The 15,988-nt window shown below is 59.1% G+C and carries 16 protein-coding genes; 7 read left to right on the top strand and 9 right to left on the bottom strand.

From position 1 onward, the window contains the following. The 6 genes from ACQZ5F_RS12715 to deoA are packed head-to-tail and all read left to right on the top strand — an operon-like array spanning position 1 to position 5,380. Positions 1–1,104, top strand: a complete 1,104-nt coding sequence (locus ACQZ5F_RS12715) for an ABC transporter permease (RefSeq protein WP_046799137.1) — start codon at positions 1–3, stop codon at positions 1,102–1,104. A gap of 6 nt (positions 1,105–1,110) precedes the next feature. Beyond that, on the top strand, positions 1,111–2,082 hold the full coding sequence (locus tag ACQZ5F_RS12710; RefSeq protein WP_046799138.1) for an ABC transporter permease: 972 nt from the start codon (positions 1,111–1,113) through the stop codon (positions 2,080–2,082). 4 nt (positions 2,083–2,086) lie between these two features. Next, positions 2,087–2,491, top strand: coding sequence for a cytidine deaminase (locus ACQZ5F_RS12705; RefSeq protein ID WP_046799139.1), 405 nt, complete (start codon positions 2,087–2,089; stop codon positions 2,489–2,491). Further along, positions 2,491–3,291, top strand: coding sequence for a purine-nucleoside phosphorylase (locus ACQZ5F_RS12700; protein ID WP_046799140.1), 801 nt, complete (start codon positions 2,491–2,493; stop codon positions 3,289–3,291). Before ACQZ5F_RS12705 ends, ACQZ5F_RS12700 begins: the two co-directional genes overlap by 1 nt. A gap of 2 nt (positions 3,292–3,293) precedes the next feature. Next, complete coding sequence (deoC, locus tag ACQZ5F_RS12695) at positions 3,294–4,067, top strand: deoxyribose-phosphate aldolase (RefSeq protein ID WP_225339617.1); 774 nt, start codon at positions 3,294–3,296, stop codon at positions 4,065–4,067. Beyond that, entirely contained in the window at positions 4,064–5,380 is a 1,317-nt protein-coding gene (gene deoA / locus ACQZ5F_RS12690) for a thymidine phosphorylase (RefSeq protein ID WP_225339616.1), read from the top strand. Before deoC ends, deoA begins: the two co-directional genes overlap by 4 nt. On the opposite strand, the gene ACQZ5F_RS12685 is transcribed toward deoA, so the two are convergent. The 9 genes from ACQZ5F_RS12685 to cyoA all read right to left on the bottom strand — a co-directional run bounded on the left by ACQZ5F_RS12685 (position 5,373) and on the right by cyoA (position 14,177). Further along, on the bottom strand, positions 5,373–5,894 hold the full coding sequence (locus ACQZ5F_RS12685) for a TIGR02281 family clan AA aspartic protease (RefSeq protein ID WP_052820129.1): 522 nt from the start codon (positions 5,892–5,894) through the stop codon (positions 5,373–5,375). The two genes, deoA and ACQZ5F_RS12685, sit on opposite strands and share 8 nt — an antisense overlap. A 134-nt stretch (positions 5,895–6,028) precedes the next feature. Next, positions 6,029–6,658 (bottom strand): uracil phosphoribosyltransferase, encoded by a 630-nt coding sequence (upp, locus tag ACQZ5F_RS12680; RefSeq protein WP_004439188.1) that lies wholly within the window; start codon positions 6,656–6,658, stop codon positions 6,029–6,031. A gap of 85 nt (positions 6,659–6,743) precedes the next feature. Next, positions 6,744–7,733, bottom strand: a complete 990-nt coding sequence (locus ACQZ5F_RS12675; RefSeq protein WP_225339615.1) for an adenosine deaminase — start codon at positions 7,731–7,733, stop codon at positions 6,744–6,746. Next, on the bottom strand, positions 7,730–8,950 hold the full coding sequence (locus tag ACQZ5F_RS12670; protein ID WP_046799145.1) for a phosphopentomutase: 1,221 nt from the start codon (positions 8,948–8,950) through the stop codon (positions 7,730–7,732). Before ACQZ5F_RS12670 ends, ACQZ5F_RS12675 begins: the two co-directional genes overlap by 4 nt. Positions 8,951–9,063: 113 nt before the next feature. Beyond that, positions 9,064–9,825 carry an SURF1 family protein gene (locus ACQZ5F_RS12665; RefSeq protein ID WP_225339614.1) on the bottom strand — a complete coding sequence of 254 codons (762 nt, stop codon included), beginning with the start codon at positions 9,823–9,825 and terminating at the stop codon, positions 9,064–9,066. Positions 9,826–10,002: 177 nt separating this feature from the next. Beyond that, positions 10,003–10,395 carry a cytochrome o ubiquinol oxidase subunit IV gene (cyoD, locus tag ACQZ5F_RS12660; RefSeq protein ID WP_035219607.1) on the bottom strand — a complete coding sequence of 131 codons (393 nt, stop codon included), beginning with the start codon at positions 10,393–10,395 and terminating at the stop codon, positions 10,003–10,005. Beyond that, complete coding sequence (gene cyoC, locus ACQZ5F_RS12655) at positions 10,395–11,021, bottom strand: cytochrome o ubiquinol oxidase subunit III (RefSeq protein ID WP_142840769.1); 627 nt, start codon at positions 11,019–11,021, stop codon at positions 10,395–10,397. Before cyoC ends, cyoD begins: the two co-directional genes overlap by 1 nt. A 5-nt stretch (positions 11,022–11,026) precedes the next feature. Beyond that, the gene (gene cyoB, locus ACQZ5F_RS12650; RefSeq protein WP_046799148.1) at positions 11,027–13,030 is read right to left on the bottom strand and encodes a cytochrome o ubiquinol oxidase subunit I; all 2,004 of its coding nucleotides are present in this window, start codon (positions 13,028–13,030) and stop codon (positions 11,027–11,029) included. Positions 13,031–13,103: 73 nt separating this feature from the next. Next, complete coding sequence (gene cyoA / locus ACQZ5F_RS12645) at positions 13,104–14,177, bottom strand: ubiquinol oxidase subunit II (protein ID WP_046799149.1); 1,074 nt, start codon at positions 14,175–14,177, stop codon at positions 13,104–13,106. A gap of 305 nt (positions 14,178–14,482) precedes the next feature. Here cyoA and ACQZ5F_RS12640 point away from each other — a divergent pair, with 305 nt between their 5' ends. Next, positions 14,483–15,811, top strand: a complete 1,329-nt coding sequence (locus tag ACQZ5F_RS12640; protein WP_225339613.1) for an MFS transporter — start codon at positions 14,483–14,485, stop codon at positions 15,809–15,811. The last annotated feature ends 177 nt before the right edge of the window (positions 15,812–15,988 follow it).

Genomic DNA, 15,988 nt, shown 5'->3' with positions numbered 1-15,988 from the left:
ATGAGCACCGCTTCCGCACCCCTACCAAACTGGATCAGCTACGGCCTGTTGCCATTGCTGAACGTCATCACCGCCTTTCTGATTTCCGGGCTTGTCGTCTGGTCGATCGGCGAAAATCCGCTGGCAGCACTTCGCCTGCTGATCGAAGGCGCGCTCGGCCGTGGCGATGCCATCGGCTTCACGCTGTTTTATACGACAAGCTTCATCTTCACCGGTCTCTCCGTCGCCGTGGCTTTCCATGCCGGCCTGTTCAACATCGGCTCCGAAGGTCAGGCCTATATTGGCGGGCTGGGTGCGGCGCTGGTGGCGCTGGCGCTTGACCGTTACGTGCCATGGTACGTGACGATGCCCTTCGCCGTCATCGGTGCTGCGGTTTTTGGTGCCGCCTGGGCCTTCATTCCGGCCTGGCTGCAGGCCAAACGCGGCAGCCACGTGGTCATCACCACCATCATGTTCAACTTCATCGCTGCGGCCCTGATGGTCTACCTGCTGGTGAATGTGCTGATCGTGCCGGGCAAGATGGCGCCGGAAACGCGCACCTTTCTGCCCGGTGGCCAACTGCCGAAGCTGGACTGGCTGATGGCGTGGTTCGGCCTCAAGCTTGGGCCGGCGCCGTTCAACGTCTCCTTTCTTATCGCTCTGGTGATGTGTTTCCTCGTCTGGGTGCTGATCTGGCGCACCAAGCTCGGCTATGAGATGCGCACGCTCGGCGTCAGCCCTTCCGCCGCCATCTATGCGGGCATTCCCTATGCACGCACGGTCATCATCGCCATGCTCATTTCCGGTGGTCTGGCGGGCATGATGGCGCTGAACCCGGTCATGGGGGCTTCAGCGCGCCTGCAGGTGGAGTTCGTCGGCGGTGCGGGCTTCGTCGGCATCGCCGTATCGCTGATGGGGCGAAGCCATCCGCTCGGCATCATTTTCTCGGCATTGCTGTTTGGTATTCTTTATCAGGGCGGTGCGGATCTTTCCTTCGAGATGCCGAACATTACCCGCGAGATGATCGTGGTTATACAGGGTCTGGTGATCCTGTTCGCCGGCGCGCTGGAATATATGTACCGGCCGGCGATCGTCCACATCTACCAGCGTTTGGCGAAGGGGTGAGCTGACATGGATTTTTTCGATATGCTGGTCAGCATTCTCGGCTCGACCGTTCGACTCACCATCCCGCTTCTGTTCACCGCACTTGCGGGGCTGTTTTCCGAACGCGCCGGCGTGTTCGATATCGGTCTTGAAGGCAAGATGCTGGCGGCGGCCTTTGCTTCCGCCTGCGTCGCCTATCTTACCGCAAATCCGTGGGCCGGTCTTCTGGCCGGCATTGGCGTCTCCATCGCGTTCTCGCTGATCCATGGCTTTGCCGTGATCACCAATCGCGGCAACCAGATCGTTTCAGGGGTGGCGCTCAACTTCATCGCCGCCGGTCTGACGGTGGTTCTGGGCCAGGCATGGTTCGGGCAGGGCGGCCGCACGCCGCAATTGCCGGGGGAGGGTCGTTTTGCGCCGATCATCCTGCCCGGCGCGGATGCGATGCGCGAAGTGCCCTTCATCGGCCCGCTCTACGCCAATGTCATTTCCGGCAACAATATCCTCACCTATCTTGCCTTTCTGGCGGTACCGCTCTCCTGGTGGGTGCTTTACCGCACGCGTTTCGGCCTACGGCTGCGCGCCGTCGGTGAAAATCCGGGTGCTGTCGATACGGCCGGCATTTCGGTGACGTGGATGCGTTACCGCGCCGTCATCGTCGCTGGCTTCCTCTGCGGTTTTTCAGGCGCCTATCTTGCCGTCGCACAATCGGCTGCCTTCATCGCCAACATGTCGGCCGGCAAGGGCTATATCGCGCTCGCGGCGCTGATCTTTGCGAAATGGAAGCCGGTGCCGGTCATGTTCGCCTGCCTGCTGTTCGGTTTTCTCGATGCATTCGCCAATTTCATGCAGGGCAAATCCGTGCCTGGCATCGGCGAAGTGCCGGTGCAGATTTTCCAGGCCATGCCCTATATCCTGACCTGCATCCTGCTTGCTGGTTTCATCGGCGTCGCCAAGCCTCCCAAGGCCGGTGGCGTTGCCTATGCGAAGGAGCGTTAAACCCATGCCCTCTGATCCAAAGTCCCACGCCCTGTTCGAGGCGGCGGTGGAGGCCATGGCCTTCGCTTATGCGCCCTATTCGAAATTTCCGGTCGGCGCGGCGATCCGCGCTGATGACGGCAAAATCTACAAGGGCGCCAATATCGAGAATATCTCCTTCCCGCAGGGTTGGTGCGCGGAACCATCAGCCATCAGCGCCATGATCATGGGCGGGGCAAAGAAGATCAGCGAAGTTGCCGTCATCGCCGAAAAGCTGCCGCTTTGCACGCCCTGCGGTGGTTGTCGCCAGAAGATCGCCGAATTCGCCACGCCGGAGACGAAGATTTATCTTTGCGACGAAACCGGCGTCCAGAAGGTCATGACCATGGAAGAGCTGTTGCCCTCCGTCTTCAAGACCGAGTTGCCCTGATGACGGATGGCTTGATCGATATTCTGGTGGAGCGCCTGAACGGCCTGATGCCGCGCGTCGCCATCGTTCTCGGCTCTGGCCTGGGGTCGCTGGTGGAGGAAGTCAGCGACCCGGTCCGTGTGCCCTATGCCGATCTTCCAGGGTTTCCCGCCGGTGGCGTTTCCGGCCATGCGGGAGAACTGGTCGCCGGTTATCTCGGTGGCGAGCCCGTCATGATGCTATCCGGTCGGGTGCATTTCTACGAAAAGGGCGATCCGGCGGCGATGCGTCCGGTCATCGAGGCGCTGGCCGGTCTGGGCGTGCAATCGCTCATCCTAACCAATTCGGCGGGTTCGGTGAGGCAGGATATGCCGCCCGGCTCCGTCATGCAGATCACCGATCACATCAATTATTCCGGCATGAACCCGCTGATCGGCGAGGAAAGCGATCGTCGCTTCGTCGGCATGACCACGGCTTATGATCCGGACCTGATGCTGGCCATGCGCAATGCTGCGATCCGGGCGACGGTGCCTTTGTTCGGCGGGGTCTATATGTGGTTTTCCGGCCCGAGCTTCGAAACGCCGGCGGAAATTCGCATGGCACGGCTTCTGGGTGCCGATGCCGTCGGCATGTCCACCGTGCCGGAAGTCATCCTCGCGCGCTTTTTCGGGATGCGCGTTGCCGCCGCATCGGTTATTACCAATTACGGTGCCGGCATGACCGGCGCGGAACTGAGCCATGAGGAAACCAAGGACATGGCTCCCGTGGGCGGCAAACGACTTGCCGCTATTCTGAAGGAAATGATCTCAGGAGGAGCGTGACCATGGAACTCCAGCGTCCGCGCGAAGCGGCTGCCCTCACTCTGTCCTTGCTGGACCTGACCAATCTTAAGGAAGATTGCACGCCCGAGCAGATCGCCGCTTTGTGCCAGCGGGCGCATACGGATTATGGCAACACCGCCGCCATCTGCATCTGGCCGCGTTTCGTGGCTCAGGCGCGTGCGGCTTTCGGCAAAGAACACGCGATCCGCATCGCCACCGTCGTCAATTTTCCCTCGGGCGATCTTGATGTCGCGACTGTCGTGGCGGAAACCGAAGCCGCGATCCGCGATGGTGCCGATGAAATCGATCTGGTCATTCCCTACCGTAAATTCATAGCAGGCGATGAAGCGGCGGTTTCCGAGATGGTGGCCGCCGTGCGTAAGGCCTGTGCGGCACCCGTGCTGCTCAAGGTCATTCTTGAAACCGGCGAGCTGAAGGACAAGGCCCTGATCCGCCGCGCCTCCGAGATCGCCATCGCCGAAGGGGCCGACTTCATCAAGACCTCGACTGGCAAGGTCACCGTCAATGCCACCCTGGAGGCGGCAGACATCATGCTGCAGGCGATCCGCGACAGCCGTCAGAAAGTGGGCTTCAAACCCGCTGGCGGCATCGGCACGGTGGAGGACGCGACGCTTTACCTGCGGCTGGCGGAAACCATCATGGCTCCCAACTGGGCCATGCCATCAACCTTCCGTTTCGGTGCTTCCGGCGTTCTCGATGATGTGCTGAACGTGCTGGCCGGCGGCGAACCGGCCAAGGCCGCCAGCGGGTATTGAGCTTGATCCCGCAGGAAATCATCCGCCGCAAACGCGATGGCCTGTCTCTTGAGCCTCAGGAGATTGCCGCTTTCATAGAAGCGCTGTCGAAAGATGGCATATCGGAAGGGCAGGCGGCTGCTTTTGCCATGGCGGTGTTTTTCCGTGGCATGAACCGCAACGAGATGGTGGCGCTGACGCTCGCCATGCGCGACAGCGGCGATGTCCTGTCATGGAGCGAGATTGGCAGACCGGTGGCGGACAAGCACTCGACCGGTGGTGTTGGTGACAACGTCTCCCTGATGCTCGCGCCGATCGTCACCGCCTGCGGTCTTGCCGTGCCGATGATTTCCGGCAGGGGCCTCGGCCACACCGGCGGCACGCTCGACAAGCTGGAAGCCATCCCCGGTTACAATGTCATGCCGAATGAGGCTTTGTTCCGCCGGACGGTGAGGGCGGTCGGCTGTGCCATCATCGGCCAGACGGGCGATCTAGCCCCCGCCGACAAACGCCTCTATGCCATTCGCGATGTGACCGCGACGGTTGATTCCATACCGCTGATCACCGCCTCCATCCTGTCGAAGAAGCTTGCAGCCGGGCTTGAGACGCTGGTTCTCGATGTGAAAGTCGGCAATGGCGCTTTTATGCAGAGCGTTGACGACGCCCGCAATCTGGCCCGCGCGCTGGTCGATGTTGCGAATGGTGCGGGTCTTCCGACGACGGCCCTGATAACGGACATGAACCAGCCGCTTGGAGATGCCGCCGGCAATGCCGTCGAAATCGTCAATTGCCTGGATTTTCTGGCCGGTCGCAAGGCTGGAACCCGTCTCGAAAAGGTCGTCCTGTCCTTCGCTGCGGAAATGCTGGTACAGGCTCAAAAAGCCGCCACGCTGGAGGAAGGCGAGGCGCTGGCTACAGCCGCTCTGTCCTCCGGTCGGGCTATGGAAATCTTTGCGCGGATGGTTTCAGCGCTGGGCGGACCTTCGGATTTCGTTGAGAGCCCAATCCGTTATCTGCCGTCCGCGCCGGTTATTCTCCCGGTTCCGGCCGAGCGAAGCGGCTGGCTTAAGGCCTGCGAGACGCGTGAACTTGGCATGGTTGTCGTCGAACTTGGCGGTGGCAGAAGAAAGCCGTCGGATACCATCGACCCGGCGGTCGGTATTTCGGATATCCTGTCGCTCGGCGTAAAGGTGGAAAAGGGCGAGCCGATTGCCATTGTCCATGCGGCTTCTCCGGATGAGGCGGAACGTGCCGTCAAAAGGATAGCGGCCTGTTACGGGATCGCCGACAGCAAACCGGAGATCGTTGATCCCATCCTCGAGCGGATCACCTGACCAGCCGCATCTCGCCACCCGAGACTTTGAAGGATGACAATTGTTTCAAAAAGCTCATGCCGATCAGCATGTTGCTCAGCGCGTTATCCTTCAGCACCATGGCATCGACATTCTGAACGCGAATTGCGCCGATCTCCACACGGTCCAGCTTCACATAGGCCGCCATGGTCTGGCCATTGGCGGTTGAGATCGCATATTTGAAATCCAGGCTGTTGACGCCGTAACCAAGCCGACGCGCGATCGTCTCGTTGATTGCGACCATGGAAGCGCCGGTATCAACAAGCCCGTCGAAGGATTTTCCATTGATGCGGAAGGTCGCGTTGAAATGGCCGCGGGCATCTGCTTTCAGATTGACGCCGCCCAGCGAAACCGTTTGCGGCTTGGCGACCTCGGTCGCGGCCTCCGATTTATCCACGGCGGTTTCAGGGCGCGGCTGGAATTTCTCCACCAGCGCTGGAATTTGCGTGGCGCTGACCGAAAGACCGATAAGCAGAAAAATCGTGCGCGCCAGCAAGTCGTTGCTCCTCAAAGCCCAAGGTTATTCCTGGATAGGATAGGCGCAAAACATGCTGAAATCTTAAAAGAAAAAGCCATTCGCCGCGTATCGGACGGCGAATGGCTCAAACGGTTAAGCGAAGATGAACGGCGTTATTTGGTGCCGTACATGCGGTCGCCGGCGTCACCGAGGCCGGGGACGATATAACCCTTCTCGTTCAGATGTCTGTCGATTGCGGCGGTATAGATCGGCACATCGGGATGCGCCTCGCGGAAATTCTTGATGCCTTCCGGTGCTGCCAGCAGACACAGGAAGCGGATGTTCTTTGCGCCGCGTTCCTTCAGCTTTTCGACCGCGGCAATTGAGGAATTGCCGGTCGCCAGCATCGGGTCGACAACGATGACCAGACGGGCGTCGAGACTTTCAGGAGCCTTGAAGTAATATTCGACGGCCTCCAGCGTATCATGGTCACGATACACACCGACATGGGCAACGCGCGCCGACGGCACCAGTTCGAGCATGCCTTCCAGAAGGCCGTTGCCGGCGCGCAGGATGGAGGCAAAAACCAGTTTCTTGCCTTCCAGAACCGGAGCCTGAATGGTTTCGAGCGGCGTGTCGATGGTTTCCATCGTCATTTCAAGGTCGCGCGTCACTTCATAGCAGAGCAGCGTCGAAATTTCCCTGAGCAGGCGACGGAAGCCGGCCGTGGAAGTTTCCTTCTTGCGCATGATGGTAAGTTTGTGCCGCACCAGCGGATGTTCGATGACTGTGACGCCGTCCATGAAACTGGCCTTCCTTTTTGATCTTGTACCCCTGTCATTCACCGAAAGTGGGCTTTTCGCAAGCCTTCTTCGCGGTTTTACCCCGTCAACCGTCGTCTCGGGCGCGATCCAGTCTAGCAAGCAGCCGTTCGCGCGTCGCCTCGTCCACGAAGGCGCATTCCAGTGCGGTGCGGGTCATGTCGTTGATCTCGACGTCACCGAAGCCGAACGCGTCGGCGGCCAGCGCATATTCCCGGGCAAGCGATGTGAAGAAGAATGGCGGATCGTCGGAATTGATACAGACACGTACTCCGGCGTCACGCAACGCCTTCAGCGGATGGCTGGCGAAATCCGGATAAACACTGAGCGCGATATTCGAGCCGGGGCAGACTTCCAGAACCGTTCCCGTCTCGACCAGTCGGGAGACGAGATCGGCATCTTCGATGGCGCGCACGCCATGGCCGATGCGTGCCGGTTTGATGAGATCGAGTGCATCGGCAACGCTTTCCGGTCCGCAGACCTCGCCGGCATGGATCGTCAGCCCAAGACCCGCATCGCGGGCGATATCGAAGGCGCGCGCATAATCGGCAACCCGACCCATGCGCTCTTCGCCCGCCATGTTAAAGCCGGTCACCAGCGGATGCCGGGCGCGCGCCGCATATTCCGCCGCTGCAATCACCCGCTCCGGGCCGAAATGCCGTTCGCCGGTAACGAGGATACGGGTTTCTATGCCGGTCTTTTCCTTTGCAATCCGGATGCCTTCGGCGATTCCGGCAAGATAAGCGTCAGCGCCAAGTCCAATTCGGTCGCCATGATCGGGCGAAATGATCAGCTCGCTGTAGATCGTGTTGGCTTGCGCCAGTTCGGTCAGATAGGTCTCGGTCAGGACGGCATAGTCCTCATCCGTCTTGAACACCTGCGCCACCGCATCGTAGCACTGGATGAACTCGGCGAAATCCGACCAGACATATTGGCCGTCACGCAGGAAGCTGCTGGTGTCTATGCCGTATTTTTCTGCCTGCCTGACGACGAGGGCAGGCGGTGCCGCACCTTCGATGTGGCAGTGGATTTCCGCTTTCAGCAAATGCGATGTCAAATGAAGCTCCTGCCGTGTGAACCGGCCTCGATTCCAAGATGGTGGGCGATGCTTTCGCCGATATCGGCATAGCTTGAACGAATGCCGACATCCCGAGAGCGGATGCCCGGCCCGAATGCCATGATCGGCACCCGTTCGCGTGTATGATCGGTGCCTCGCCAGGTGGGGTCGCAACCATGGTCGGCGGTGAGAATGGCGATGTCTCCCGGCTTCATTTTACGATGAATTTCCGGGATTCGCGTATCGAAAGCCTCAAGCGCGGCCGCATAACCGGCAACGTCACGACGGTGGCCATAAAGCATGTCGAAGTCGACGAAGTTGGTAAAGACGAGGTCGCCATTTTCAGCCTCGTCGATGGCCTGCAACGTCGCATCCATCAGGGCGGCGTTGCCATTTGCCTTGATGACGCGCGAGACGCCCTGATGGGCATAGATATCGCCGATCTTGCCGATCGCGTGCACTTTGCGCTCCGCCTCCACCAATCGGTCGAGCAGCGTTGGTTCGGGCGGCGGTACGGAGAAGTCGCGGCGGTTGCCGGTGCGTTCGAAGGTAGCGACCGTCTCGCCGATGAAGGGGCGGGCAATGACGCGGCCGATATTCAGCGGATCGAGCAACTTGCGAACCGTCTCGCAAAGCGCGATGAGCCTGGTCAGCCCGAAGTGCTTTTCATGCGCGGCGATCTGGAACACGGAATCGGAAGAGGTGTAGCAGATCGGCTTGCCGCTCCTGATATGTTCTTCGCCGAATTGCGCGATGATGTCGGTGCCGGAAGCATGGCAATTGCCGAGAATGCCGGGAATATCAGCCTCTTTGCAGATGGCCTCGACCAGCTCCGGGGAAAAGGCGTCGCCCTCCGTCGGGAAATAACCCCAGTCGAAGGTGACAGGCGTTCCGGCGATTTCCCAGTGGCCGGATGGCGTATCCTTGCCTTTTGAAACTTCGCTGGCTGAGCCATGCAGGCCGAAAATGCGTTCCGGTGGCTCCATGCCGGCGGGAATGTCGCCACTAGCCTGGCGCGCGATCTCCAGCAAGCCGAGAGAGCACATATTCGGCAGCTTCAGCGGGCCGGATCGAAGCCCCGGCCTGTCGGCAGCACCTGCGGCACAGAACTCGGCGATGTGGCCAAGTGTATTGGCGCCAAGATCGCCATAGTGTTCCGCGTCAGGTGCACCGCCAACGCCGAAGGAATCCAGAACGAAAAGAAATGCTCTTGCCATAACTCACCGAAACAAAATGCGCCGACGGGCAATGTCAGGCCGAACTGTCGTTATAGATCAGCAAAACGTGAAGAAGGAAGCGCTTTTATGAACCATCCGGTAAAACCCGTGGTTCAATCAGCATCCCGTTTCGATTTCGGTGCGTTGAGGTTGCGCAGCACGTACCAGCCGGCCGCAACCACCATCGCTGCGAGAATATACCAGGTAACGGCATAGGAGAGGTGGCTGTTGGGGAAGGTAAGCATGGTTTTGCCGCCAACCGGCAGGCCGCCGGGATTGGGCGTCGCGTCCGCGTCGACGTAAAACGGCGCCACGTCAGAGAGGCCGGATGCCTGCGTGATCTGGGGAATATTGCGGGAATACCAGCGACCATTTGCCGGATCGTTGGTGCGCAGGAAAAGCCCGCCGGTTTCCGGCGCGCGCATCAGCCCAACGATCTCGACGTTTCCGGCCGCTTCCCCTTCCGGGCGCAAGGACGGATCGCGCCTGTCGGAGGGCACGAAGCCGCGATTGACGATGACGCTTGAGCCGTCGTCCCGCCGCAGCGGCGTCATGACCCAGTAACCGGGGCCGAGATCCGTGACCGTGTAGACCTGAACCTCCTTGTCGTTGAGCAGGGTGCCGGACAGTTTCACACGGCGATATTCGTAATCGGCGGGATCGGTGAGAGCAGGCCATTCGCCTACGGCAGGCGCATCGACAGGCTCGGCATGGGCGCGGGCCTCGACACGTTCAATCAAGGCGAGCTTCCAGAAAAGGCGCTGGACCTGCCATGTTCCAAGCGCCAGCAGGCAGCCCGTCAGGATAATGGTCAAAAACAGGACGACGATTGCCGCAGGGCGGATACGCCGGTTTTGGGTTGCGATTTCGCTCATCTCATGGTCCTTGCGAAGCGCTTCTGGCAGCGAGATTATCTGCTCCGGCAGGCCCCTTAGCCCGCATGCGCTTCATCCAGCAAATAACCCCATAAATCGCGCCAGGATTCATGGGGTTATGTGTTGGCGCGGAAAGCGGCCCGCCGGAAGTCCGGCAGGCCGTTGATTTATGGCTGCTCAGGGCAGGTTTTTCACATCTTCGATGTGCAGCGGCATCATGTTCTTGTTCATGTTGTACATGACCCAGAGCGAACCGGAGAGCGTGATCAGGAGCACCACAACGGTGAAGATCAGCGCCATGAAGGTCCAGCCGCCTTCAGACTTGGTGTCCATGTGCAGGAAGTAGATCATGTGCACGAAGATCTGGATGACGCCCAGACCCATGATCGCGATGACCAGCAGCGTCTTGTTTTCGAGAACGTCGCCCATGACCAGCCAGAAGGGAATCGCCGTCAGAATGACCGACAGGACGAAGCCGATCATGTAGCTTTTGAACGTGCCGTGGCTTGCGCCATCATGGTGATGGTCGTCGCCATGCGCGTCGTGATGTGCGTGTGCTTCGGAACTCATCAAAGAACTCCCATGAGATAAACGAAGGAGAAGACGCCGATCCAGATGACGTCAAGGAAGTGCCAGAACATCGAAAGGCACATCAGGCGGCGCTTGTTCGCCGGGATGAGGCCATGTTTGCCGACCTGGACCATCAGCGTGACGAGCCAGATGACGCCAAAGGTGACGTGCAGACCGTGCGTGCCGACCAGCGCGAAGAAGGCCGACAGGAAGGCCGAACGCTGTGGGCCGGCGCCTTCCGCGATCAGGTGATGGAACTCGTAGATTTCGACCGCGAGGAAGGCGAGGCCGAACAGGCCGGTGACGCCGAGCCATATCAGCGTCGTTTTCACCTTCTTCTTTTCCATTTCCAGCATGGCGAAGCCATAGGTGATGGAGGAGAAGAGCAGGAAGCCGGTGTTGATGGCGACCAGCTTCAGGTCGAACAGGTCCGCACCCGAAGGGCCGGCCGCATAGTTGCGGCCGACAACGGCATAGGTGGCAAACAGCGTCGCGAAGATGAGGCAGTCGCTCATCAGATAAAGCCAGAAGCCCAGCGACGTGCCGTTCTCCGGATGGTGGTCTTCCTTCAGGTAGAAGACCGGTGGTTCAGCGCCGGCGGCGCTTTGTGCAGGTGCATGAGCCATATTCGTTACGCCTGTTCCGCAAGCAGCTTTGTACGCTCAGCCTCAACGGTCGAAACGTCGGAAGCCGGAATGTAGTATTCGCGGTTGTAGTTGAAGGTGTGGGCAATCGAGACTGCGATGATGGCAAGCATCGAAAGAGCCGCAAGCCACCAGATATGCCACACCAGGGCGAAGCCGAGGACGACGCTGATGGCGCTGATGATGACGCCCGCGCCGGTATTCTTCGGCATATGGATCGGGATGAACCCTTCCTGCGGACGGTCGTAACCACGCTTCTTCATGTCCGCCCAGGCATCCACGTCATGAATGACCGGCGTGAAGGCGAAGTTGTAGGCGGGCGGTGGCGACGACGTCGACCATTCCAGCGTGCGGCCATTATAGGGGTCGCCCGTCACGTCGCGCAGCTGATCGCGCTTCAGGTAGCTGACGATGAGCTGAATGACGAAGGAGGCGATGCCGAGCGCGATCAGGAAGGCGCCGAAGGCGGCGATCAGGAACCATATCTGCAGCGAATTGTCTTCGAACTGGCTGATACGGCGGGTAATCCCCATCAGGCCGAGAATATAGAGCGGCATGAAGGCGAAGTAGAAGCCGATGAACCAGAACCAGAAGGACAGCTTGCCCCAAAACGGATCGAGACGGTAACCGAAGGCCTTCGGGAACCAGTAGACGATACCTGCAAGCACACCGAACACCACGCCACCGATAATGGTGTTGTGGAAGTGGGCGATGAGGAACAGCGAGTTGTGCAGCACGAAATCCGCAGGCGGAACGGCAAGAAGAACGCCGGTCATGCCGCCGATGACGAAGGTGATCATGAACCCGATCGTCCAGAGCATCGGAACGTCGAAATTGATGCGGCCCTTATACATGGTGAAGAGCCAGTTGAAGATTTTCGCGCCCGTCGGGATCGAGATAATCATCGTGGTGATGCCGAAGAAAGCATTGACGCTTGCACCGGAACCCATGGTGAAGAAGTGGTGCAGCCACACGATGTAGGCAAGGATGGTGATGACACCCGTTGCATAAACCATCGAGGCATAACCGAAGAGGCGCTTGCGGGAGAACGTCGCAACGATTTCCGAGAAGACGCCGAATGCCGGCAGTACCAGAATGTAAACTTCGGGATGGCCCCAGATCCAGATGAGGTTGACGTACATCATCGGGTTGCCGCCGAGATCGTTGGTGAAGAAATTGGTGCCAACGTAACGGTCGAGGGTGAGAAGCGCGAGTGTGCCGGTCAGGATCGGGAACGAAGCCACGATCAGGATGTTCGAACACAGCGATGTCCAGACGAAGATCGGCAGGCGCATCATGGTCATGCCAGGCGCGCGCATCTTGATGATCGTCACGATCAGGTTGATGCCTGAGAGTGTCGTTCCCACACCGGCGATCTGCAGACCCCAGATGTAATAATCCACCCCGACGCCCGGGCTGCCATCAATACCGGAAAGCGGCGGATAGGCGAGCCAGCCGGTCTGCGCATATTCACCGATGAACAGCGAGATCATGGTTATGACGGCGCCGGCCGTGGTCATCCAGAAGGAGAAGTTGTTGAGGAAAGGGAACGAAACGTCGCGGGCGCCGATCTGCAGCGGCACGACGAAGTTCATGAGACCGGTGATCATCGGCATGGCCATGAAGAAGATCATGATGACGCCATGGGCCGTGAAAATCTGGTCGTAATGGTGTGGCGGAAGATAACCTTCCGAGCCGCCGGAGGCGATCGCCTGCTGGACACGCATCATGATGGCGTCGGCAAAGCCGCGCAACAGCATGACAAGCGCCAGAATGATGTACATGATACCGATCTTCTTGTGATCGATGCTCGTGAACCATTCGTTCCAGAGATAACCCCACAGCCGGAAATAGGTGAGGGCGCCAACGACGGCGATGCCGCCCAGCGCCACGGCCGCGAAGGTGGCGACAAGAATGGGCTCGTGAAGCGGGATGGACTCCCATGTCAGCTTCCCGAACAGGAACGACGTTTGATCGGAATTGACGATCATTTTCAGCCTCTTGCGATTCTAAGACGTAAGGTCGGCGCAGCCAGGCCGCGCCGAAGAATGCCGGGACGTATCGTCAGCCAGCGACTTGTTTGGTTTCCGGCAGCGCCGCAGGTTCGAAAGTCTGACCTTTGATCGCAGCTGGAGTGGATTGGGGGCCGCTGGCGACGCCGTAAGGCGCAAGCGGTGTGCAGACAACGGAGTTCAGCGCCTTGGCGATGTCGATGCCTTCCTTGCCTCCGCCGCCCTTGGCGTCGATATGCATCATGTCGCGCATGCAGAGCTTGTTGGGTTCGACACAGCGGTTGAGGATGGCGCTGTAAAGCTGCGGATCGACCGAGGCGAAATATTGCACCGGCTCGCGCTCCGAGGGCTTTGCAAACTCCAGATATTCCTGACGGCCGAAGCCCTTGCCGCCTTCTTTCGCCTTGGCAACCCACTCATCAAAGCCTTGCTGGCTGAGACCGTGGAACTTGAAGCGCATGTGGGAGAAGCCGGGGCCGGAGAAGTTGGCCGAGAAGCCGTCATAGACGCCTTCCTTGTTGATGACGGCGTGCAGCTTGGTCTGCATGCCGCCCATGGCATAGATCTGGCCGGCGAGTGCGGGAACGAAGAAGGAGTTCATCGCGGTCGTGCCGGTGATCTTGAAGTTGATCGGAACATCGACCGGAGCGGCGAATTCATTGACGCTGCCGATACCGAGTTCGGGATAGAAGAACAGCCACTTCCAGTCCATGGCCACCACTTCGACAGTGATCGGCTTGATATCGGCGGTGACCTGACGGTTTTCGTCGATGCGCTCCAGAGGACGGTAGGGGTCGAGACGGTGGGTGGAAATCCAGGTGACCGTGCCGAGCATCAGGATGATGGCGACAGGGGCCGACCAGATCACCATTTCAAGGCGCGTGGAGTGGTGCCATTCGGGATCGTAATCCTCGGCTTTCGCCGATTCGCGATATTTCCACGCGAAGAACAGCGTCAGCACGATGACCGGGACGATGATCAGCAGCATCAGAACCGTGGACGTGATGATGAGATCGCGCTGCTGGATGGCGACGTCGCCCGAGGGATTCATGACCACGAGGTTACAGCCGCTGAGCAGCAGCAGTACCGGAATAGCCAGAAGGGCGGATGGGATTTTTTTGATCATGCGCACGTTCTCTGAACTCGTACAGTTTGGATTATGCCGCGAATAATTGCCGAACATCATTTTTAGAATGAGGTATATTGTCGCGGTGCAGCGAAACCTTCGCGATGCACCATGTGCGGGCAGAGCTGCGTTTGAAGGCGGAGCGGCTGCATTATCGCATAGCGAGCTTGCGGGGCAAGCCTTTCTTATCAAACTTCAATTGACGTTACGGAGGGTGCGTGTGACAATCCGTCGCATCGTAACGCAACGGAAGAGGAGCCCGAGCGTTACAGGGAATGGTTCGACCATGACGCAGGAGGGATATTATGAGTTATAGCAATGCTGCTCCATCATTTGGGCAGGCGCCGGAAGCCAATGGTCATGGAACAGATCCGGTCAAGGTAGATCCGGATCGCATCACGATTGCGGTCATTCTTGCCAGAATGACGGAGTTTTTCGACTTTTTTATCTATGCCATCGCCTCCGCCCTCGTTTTTCCGCACGTCTTCTTTTCCTTCGTCGATCCGCTGACGGCCACGCTTTACTCCTTCGCGGTGTTCTCTCTGGCCTTTATCGCAAGGCCGATCGGCTCGCTGATTTTCCTCCAGATCGACCGCAAGTTCGGCCGCGCCGTCAAGTTGATGGCGGCCCTGTTCACGCTCTGTGGCTCCACCATGGCGATCAGTTTCCTTCCGTCCTATGCGGAAGCAGGAATGCTTGCTCCCTGTCTTCTGGCAGTGTTCCGCATCGGCCAGGGTCTCGGTCTCGGTGGTGCCTGGGATGGCCTCGTCTCGCTGCTTGCCATGAATGCACCGCAGAAACAGCGTGGCTGGTACGCCATGATGCCGCAGATCGGTGCGGCCATGGGCTTCGGTCTTGCCAGCGCCTTTTTCATCGTTTTCGTCACGCAGCTTTCCAATGCGGAATTCCTCGCCTGGGGCTGGCGTTTCCCCTTCTTCGTGGCGCTGGCGCTCAATGTTCTCGCGCTCTTTGCCCGCCTGCGCATGATCGTCACGCCGGAATTCCAGGCCATGCTGGAACAGCATGAGCTGGAGCCGCGCCCGATGTTCAAGATGCTGCGCTCGCAGTTTCCGGTCGTGGTCACCGGTGCCTTCGTGCCGCTGGCAAGCTTTGCGCTCTTCCACCTCGTCACGGTATTCCCGCTGAGTTGGGTGTCGCTCAATACAAGCCAGCGTGTCTCGGACTTCCTGTTCGTGCAATTCGTCAGCGCCATCATCGCCGGCGGTATGATCGTGGTGTCCGGCATTCTGGCCGACAGGATCGGGAGGCGGAAGCTTCTGGCTATCGCTGCGGTTCTCATCGGTCTTTTCAGCGTCGTGGCACCCGTTCTTCTGGGTTCCGGCGATATCGGCCGCTACTTCTTCGTTCTGATCGGCTTCGCGTTGCTTGGCCTGTCCTTCGGTCAGGCGGGCGGTGCACTGGCATCCCGCTTCAGCCGTGAATACCGCTATACCGGCGCATCACTTACCTCGGATATTTCCTGGCTGATCGGCGCCGGTTTCGCACCGCTCGTTGCACTCGGATTTTCGTCCAAATTCGGACTGTTCGCCGTCGGAATTTACCTGATGTCGGGTGCCGTCTGTACGCTGGTTGCCCTCTGGTTCAGCCGAACGCTGGAAATGCCTTCGGACTGATCTGGGCAATTTAACAATCCCTGCAGCCATCGCGCCGCGGAATCCTGTCGGATTTCGCGGCGTTTTTGTTTTTTTATTGCGCAAGACCGATTTTAATCTTGACTCACTACATCATGAAATATTATGTAAGCAATACTGACATAATTAAGTGTGTCTCAGTGCCGGAAATGCCGGCCA

Source organism: Agrobacterium sp. 22-210-1, assembly GCF_053522525.1.
Note: the sequence above shows the minus strand (reverse complement) of the source record. Positions and strands in the feature narration are given on the sequence as shown.

Excerpts from the sequence above, each read along its gene's own strand:
- ACQZ5F_RS12670 (WP_046799145.1), bottom strand. The coding sequence starts at position 8,950 with ATGGCAAGAGCATTTCTTTTCGTTCTGGATTCCTTCGGCGTTGGCGGT.
- deoC (WP_225339617.1), top strand. The coding sequence starts at position 3,294 with ATGGAACTCCAGCGTCCGCGCGAAGCGGCTGCCCTCACTCTGTCCTTG.
- ACQZ5F_RS12700 (WP_046799140.1), top strand. The coding sequence starts at position 2,491 with ATGACGGATGGCTTGATCGATATTCTGGTGGAGCGCCTGAACGGCCTG.
- ACQZ5F_RS12705 (WP_046799139.1), top strand. The coding sequence starts at position 2,087 with ATGCCCTCTGATCCAAAGTCCCACGCCCTGTTCGAGGCGGCGGTGGAG.
- cyoB (WP_046799148.1), bottom strand. The coding sequence starts at position 13,030 with ATGATCGTCAATTCCGATCAAACGTCGTTCCTGTTCGGGAAGCTGACA.
- cyoC (WP_142840769.1), bottom strand. The coding sequence starts at position 11,021 with ATGGCTCATGCACCTGCACAAAGCGCCGCCGGCGCTGAACCACCGGTC.
- cyoD (WP_035219607.1), bottom strand. The coding sequence starts at position 10,395 with ATGAGTTCCGAAGCACACGCACATCACGACGCGCATGGCGACGACCAT.
- ACQZ5F_RS12715 (WP_046799137.1), top strand. The coding sequence starts at position 1 with ATGAGCACCGCTTCCGCACCCCTACCAAACTGGATCAGCTACGGCCTG.
- ACQZ5F_RS12665 (WP_225339614.1), bottom strand. The coding sequence starts at position 9,825 with ATGAGCGAAATCGCAACCCAAAACCGGCGTATCCGCCCTGCGGCAATC.
- ACQZ5F_RS12710 (WP_046799138.1), top strand. The coding sequence starts at position 1,111 with ATGGATTTTTTCGATATGCTGGTCAGCATTCTCGGCTCGACCGTTCGA.
- upp (WP_004439188.1), bottom strand. The coding sequence starts at position 6,658 with ATGGACGGCGTCACAGTCATCGAACATCCGCTGGTGCGGCACAAACTT.
- ACQZ5F_RS12640 (WP_225339613.1), top strand. The coding sequence starts at position 14,483 with ATGAGTTATAGCAATGCTGCTCCATCATTTGGGCAGGCGCCGGAAGCC.
- cyoA (WP_046799149.1), bottom strand. The coding sequence starts at position 14,177 with ATGATCAAAAAAATCCCATCCGCCCTTCTGGCTATTCCGGTACTGCTG.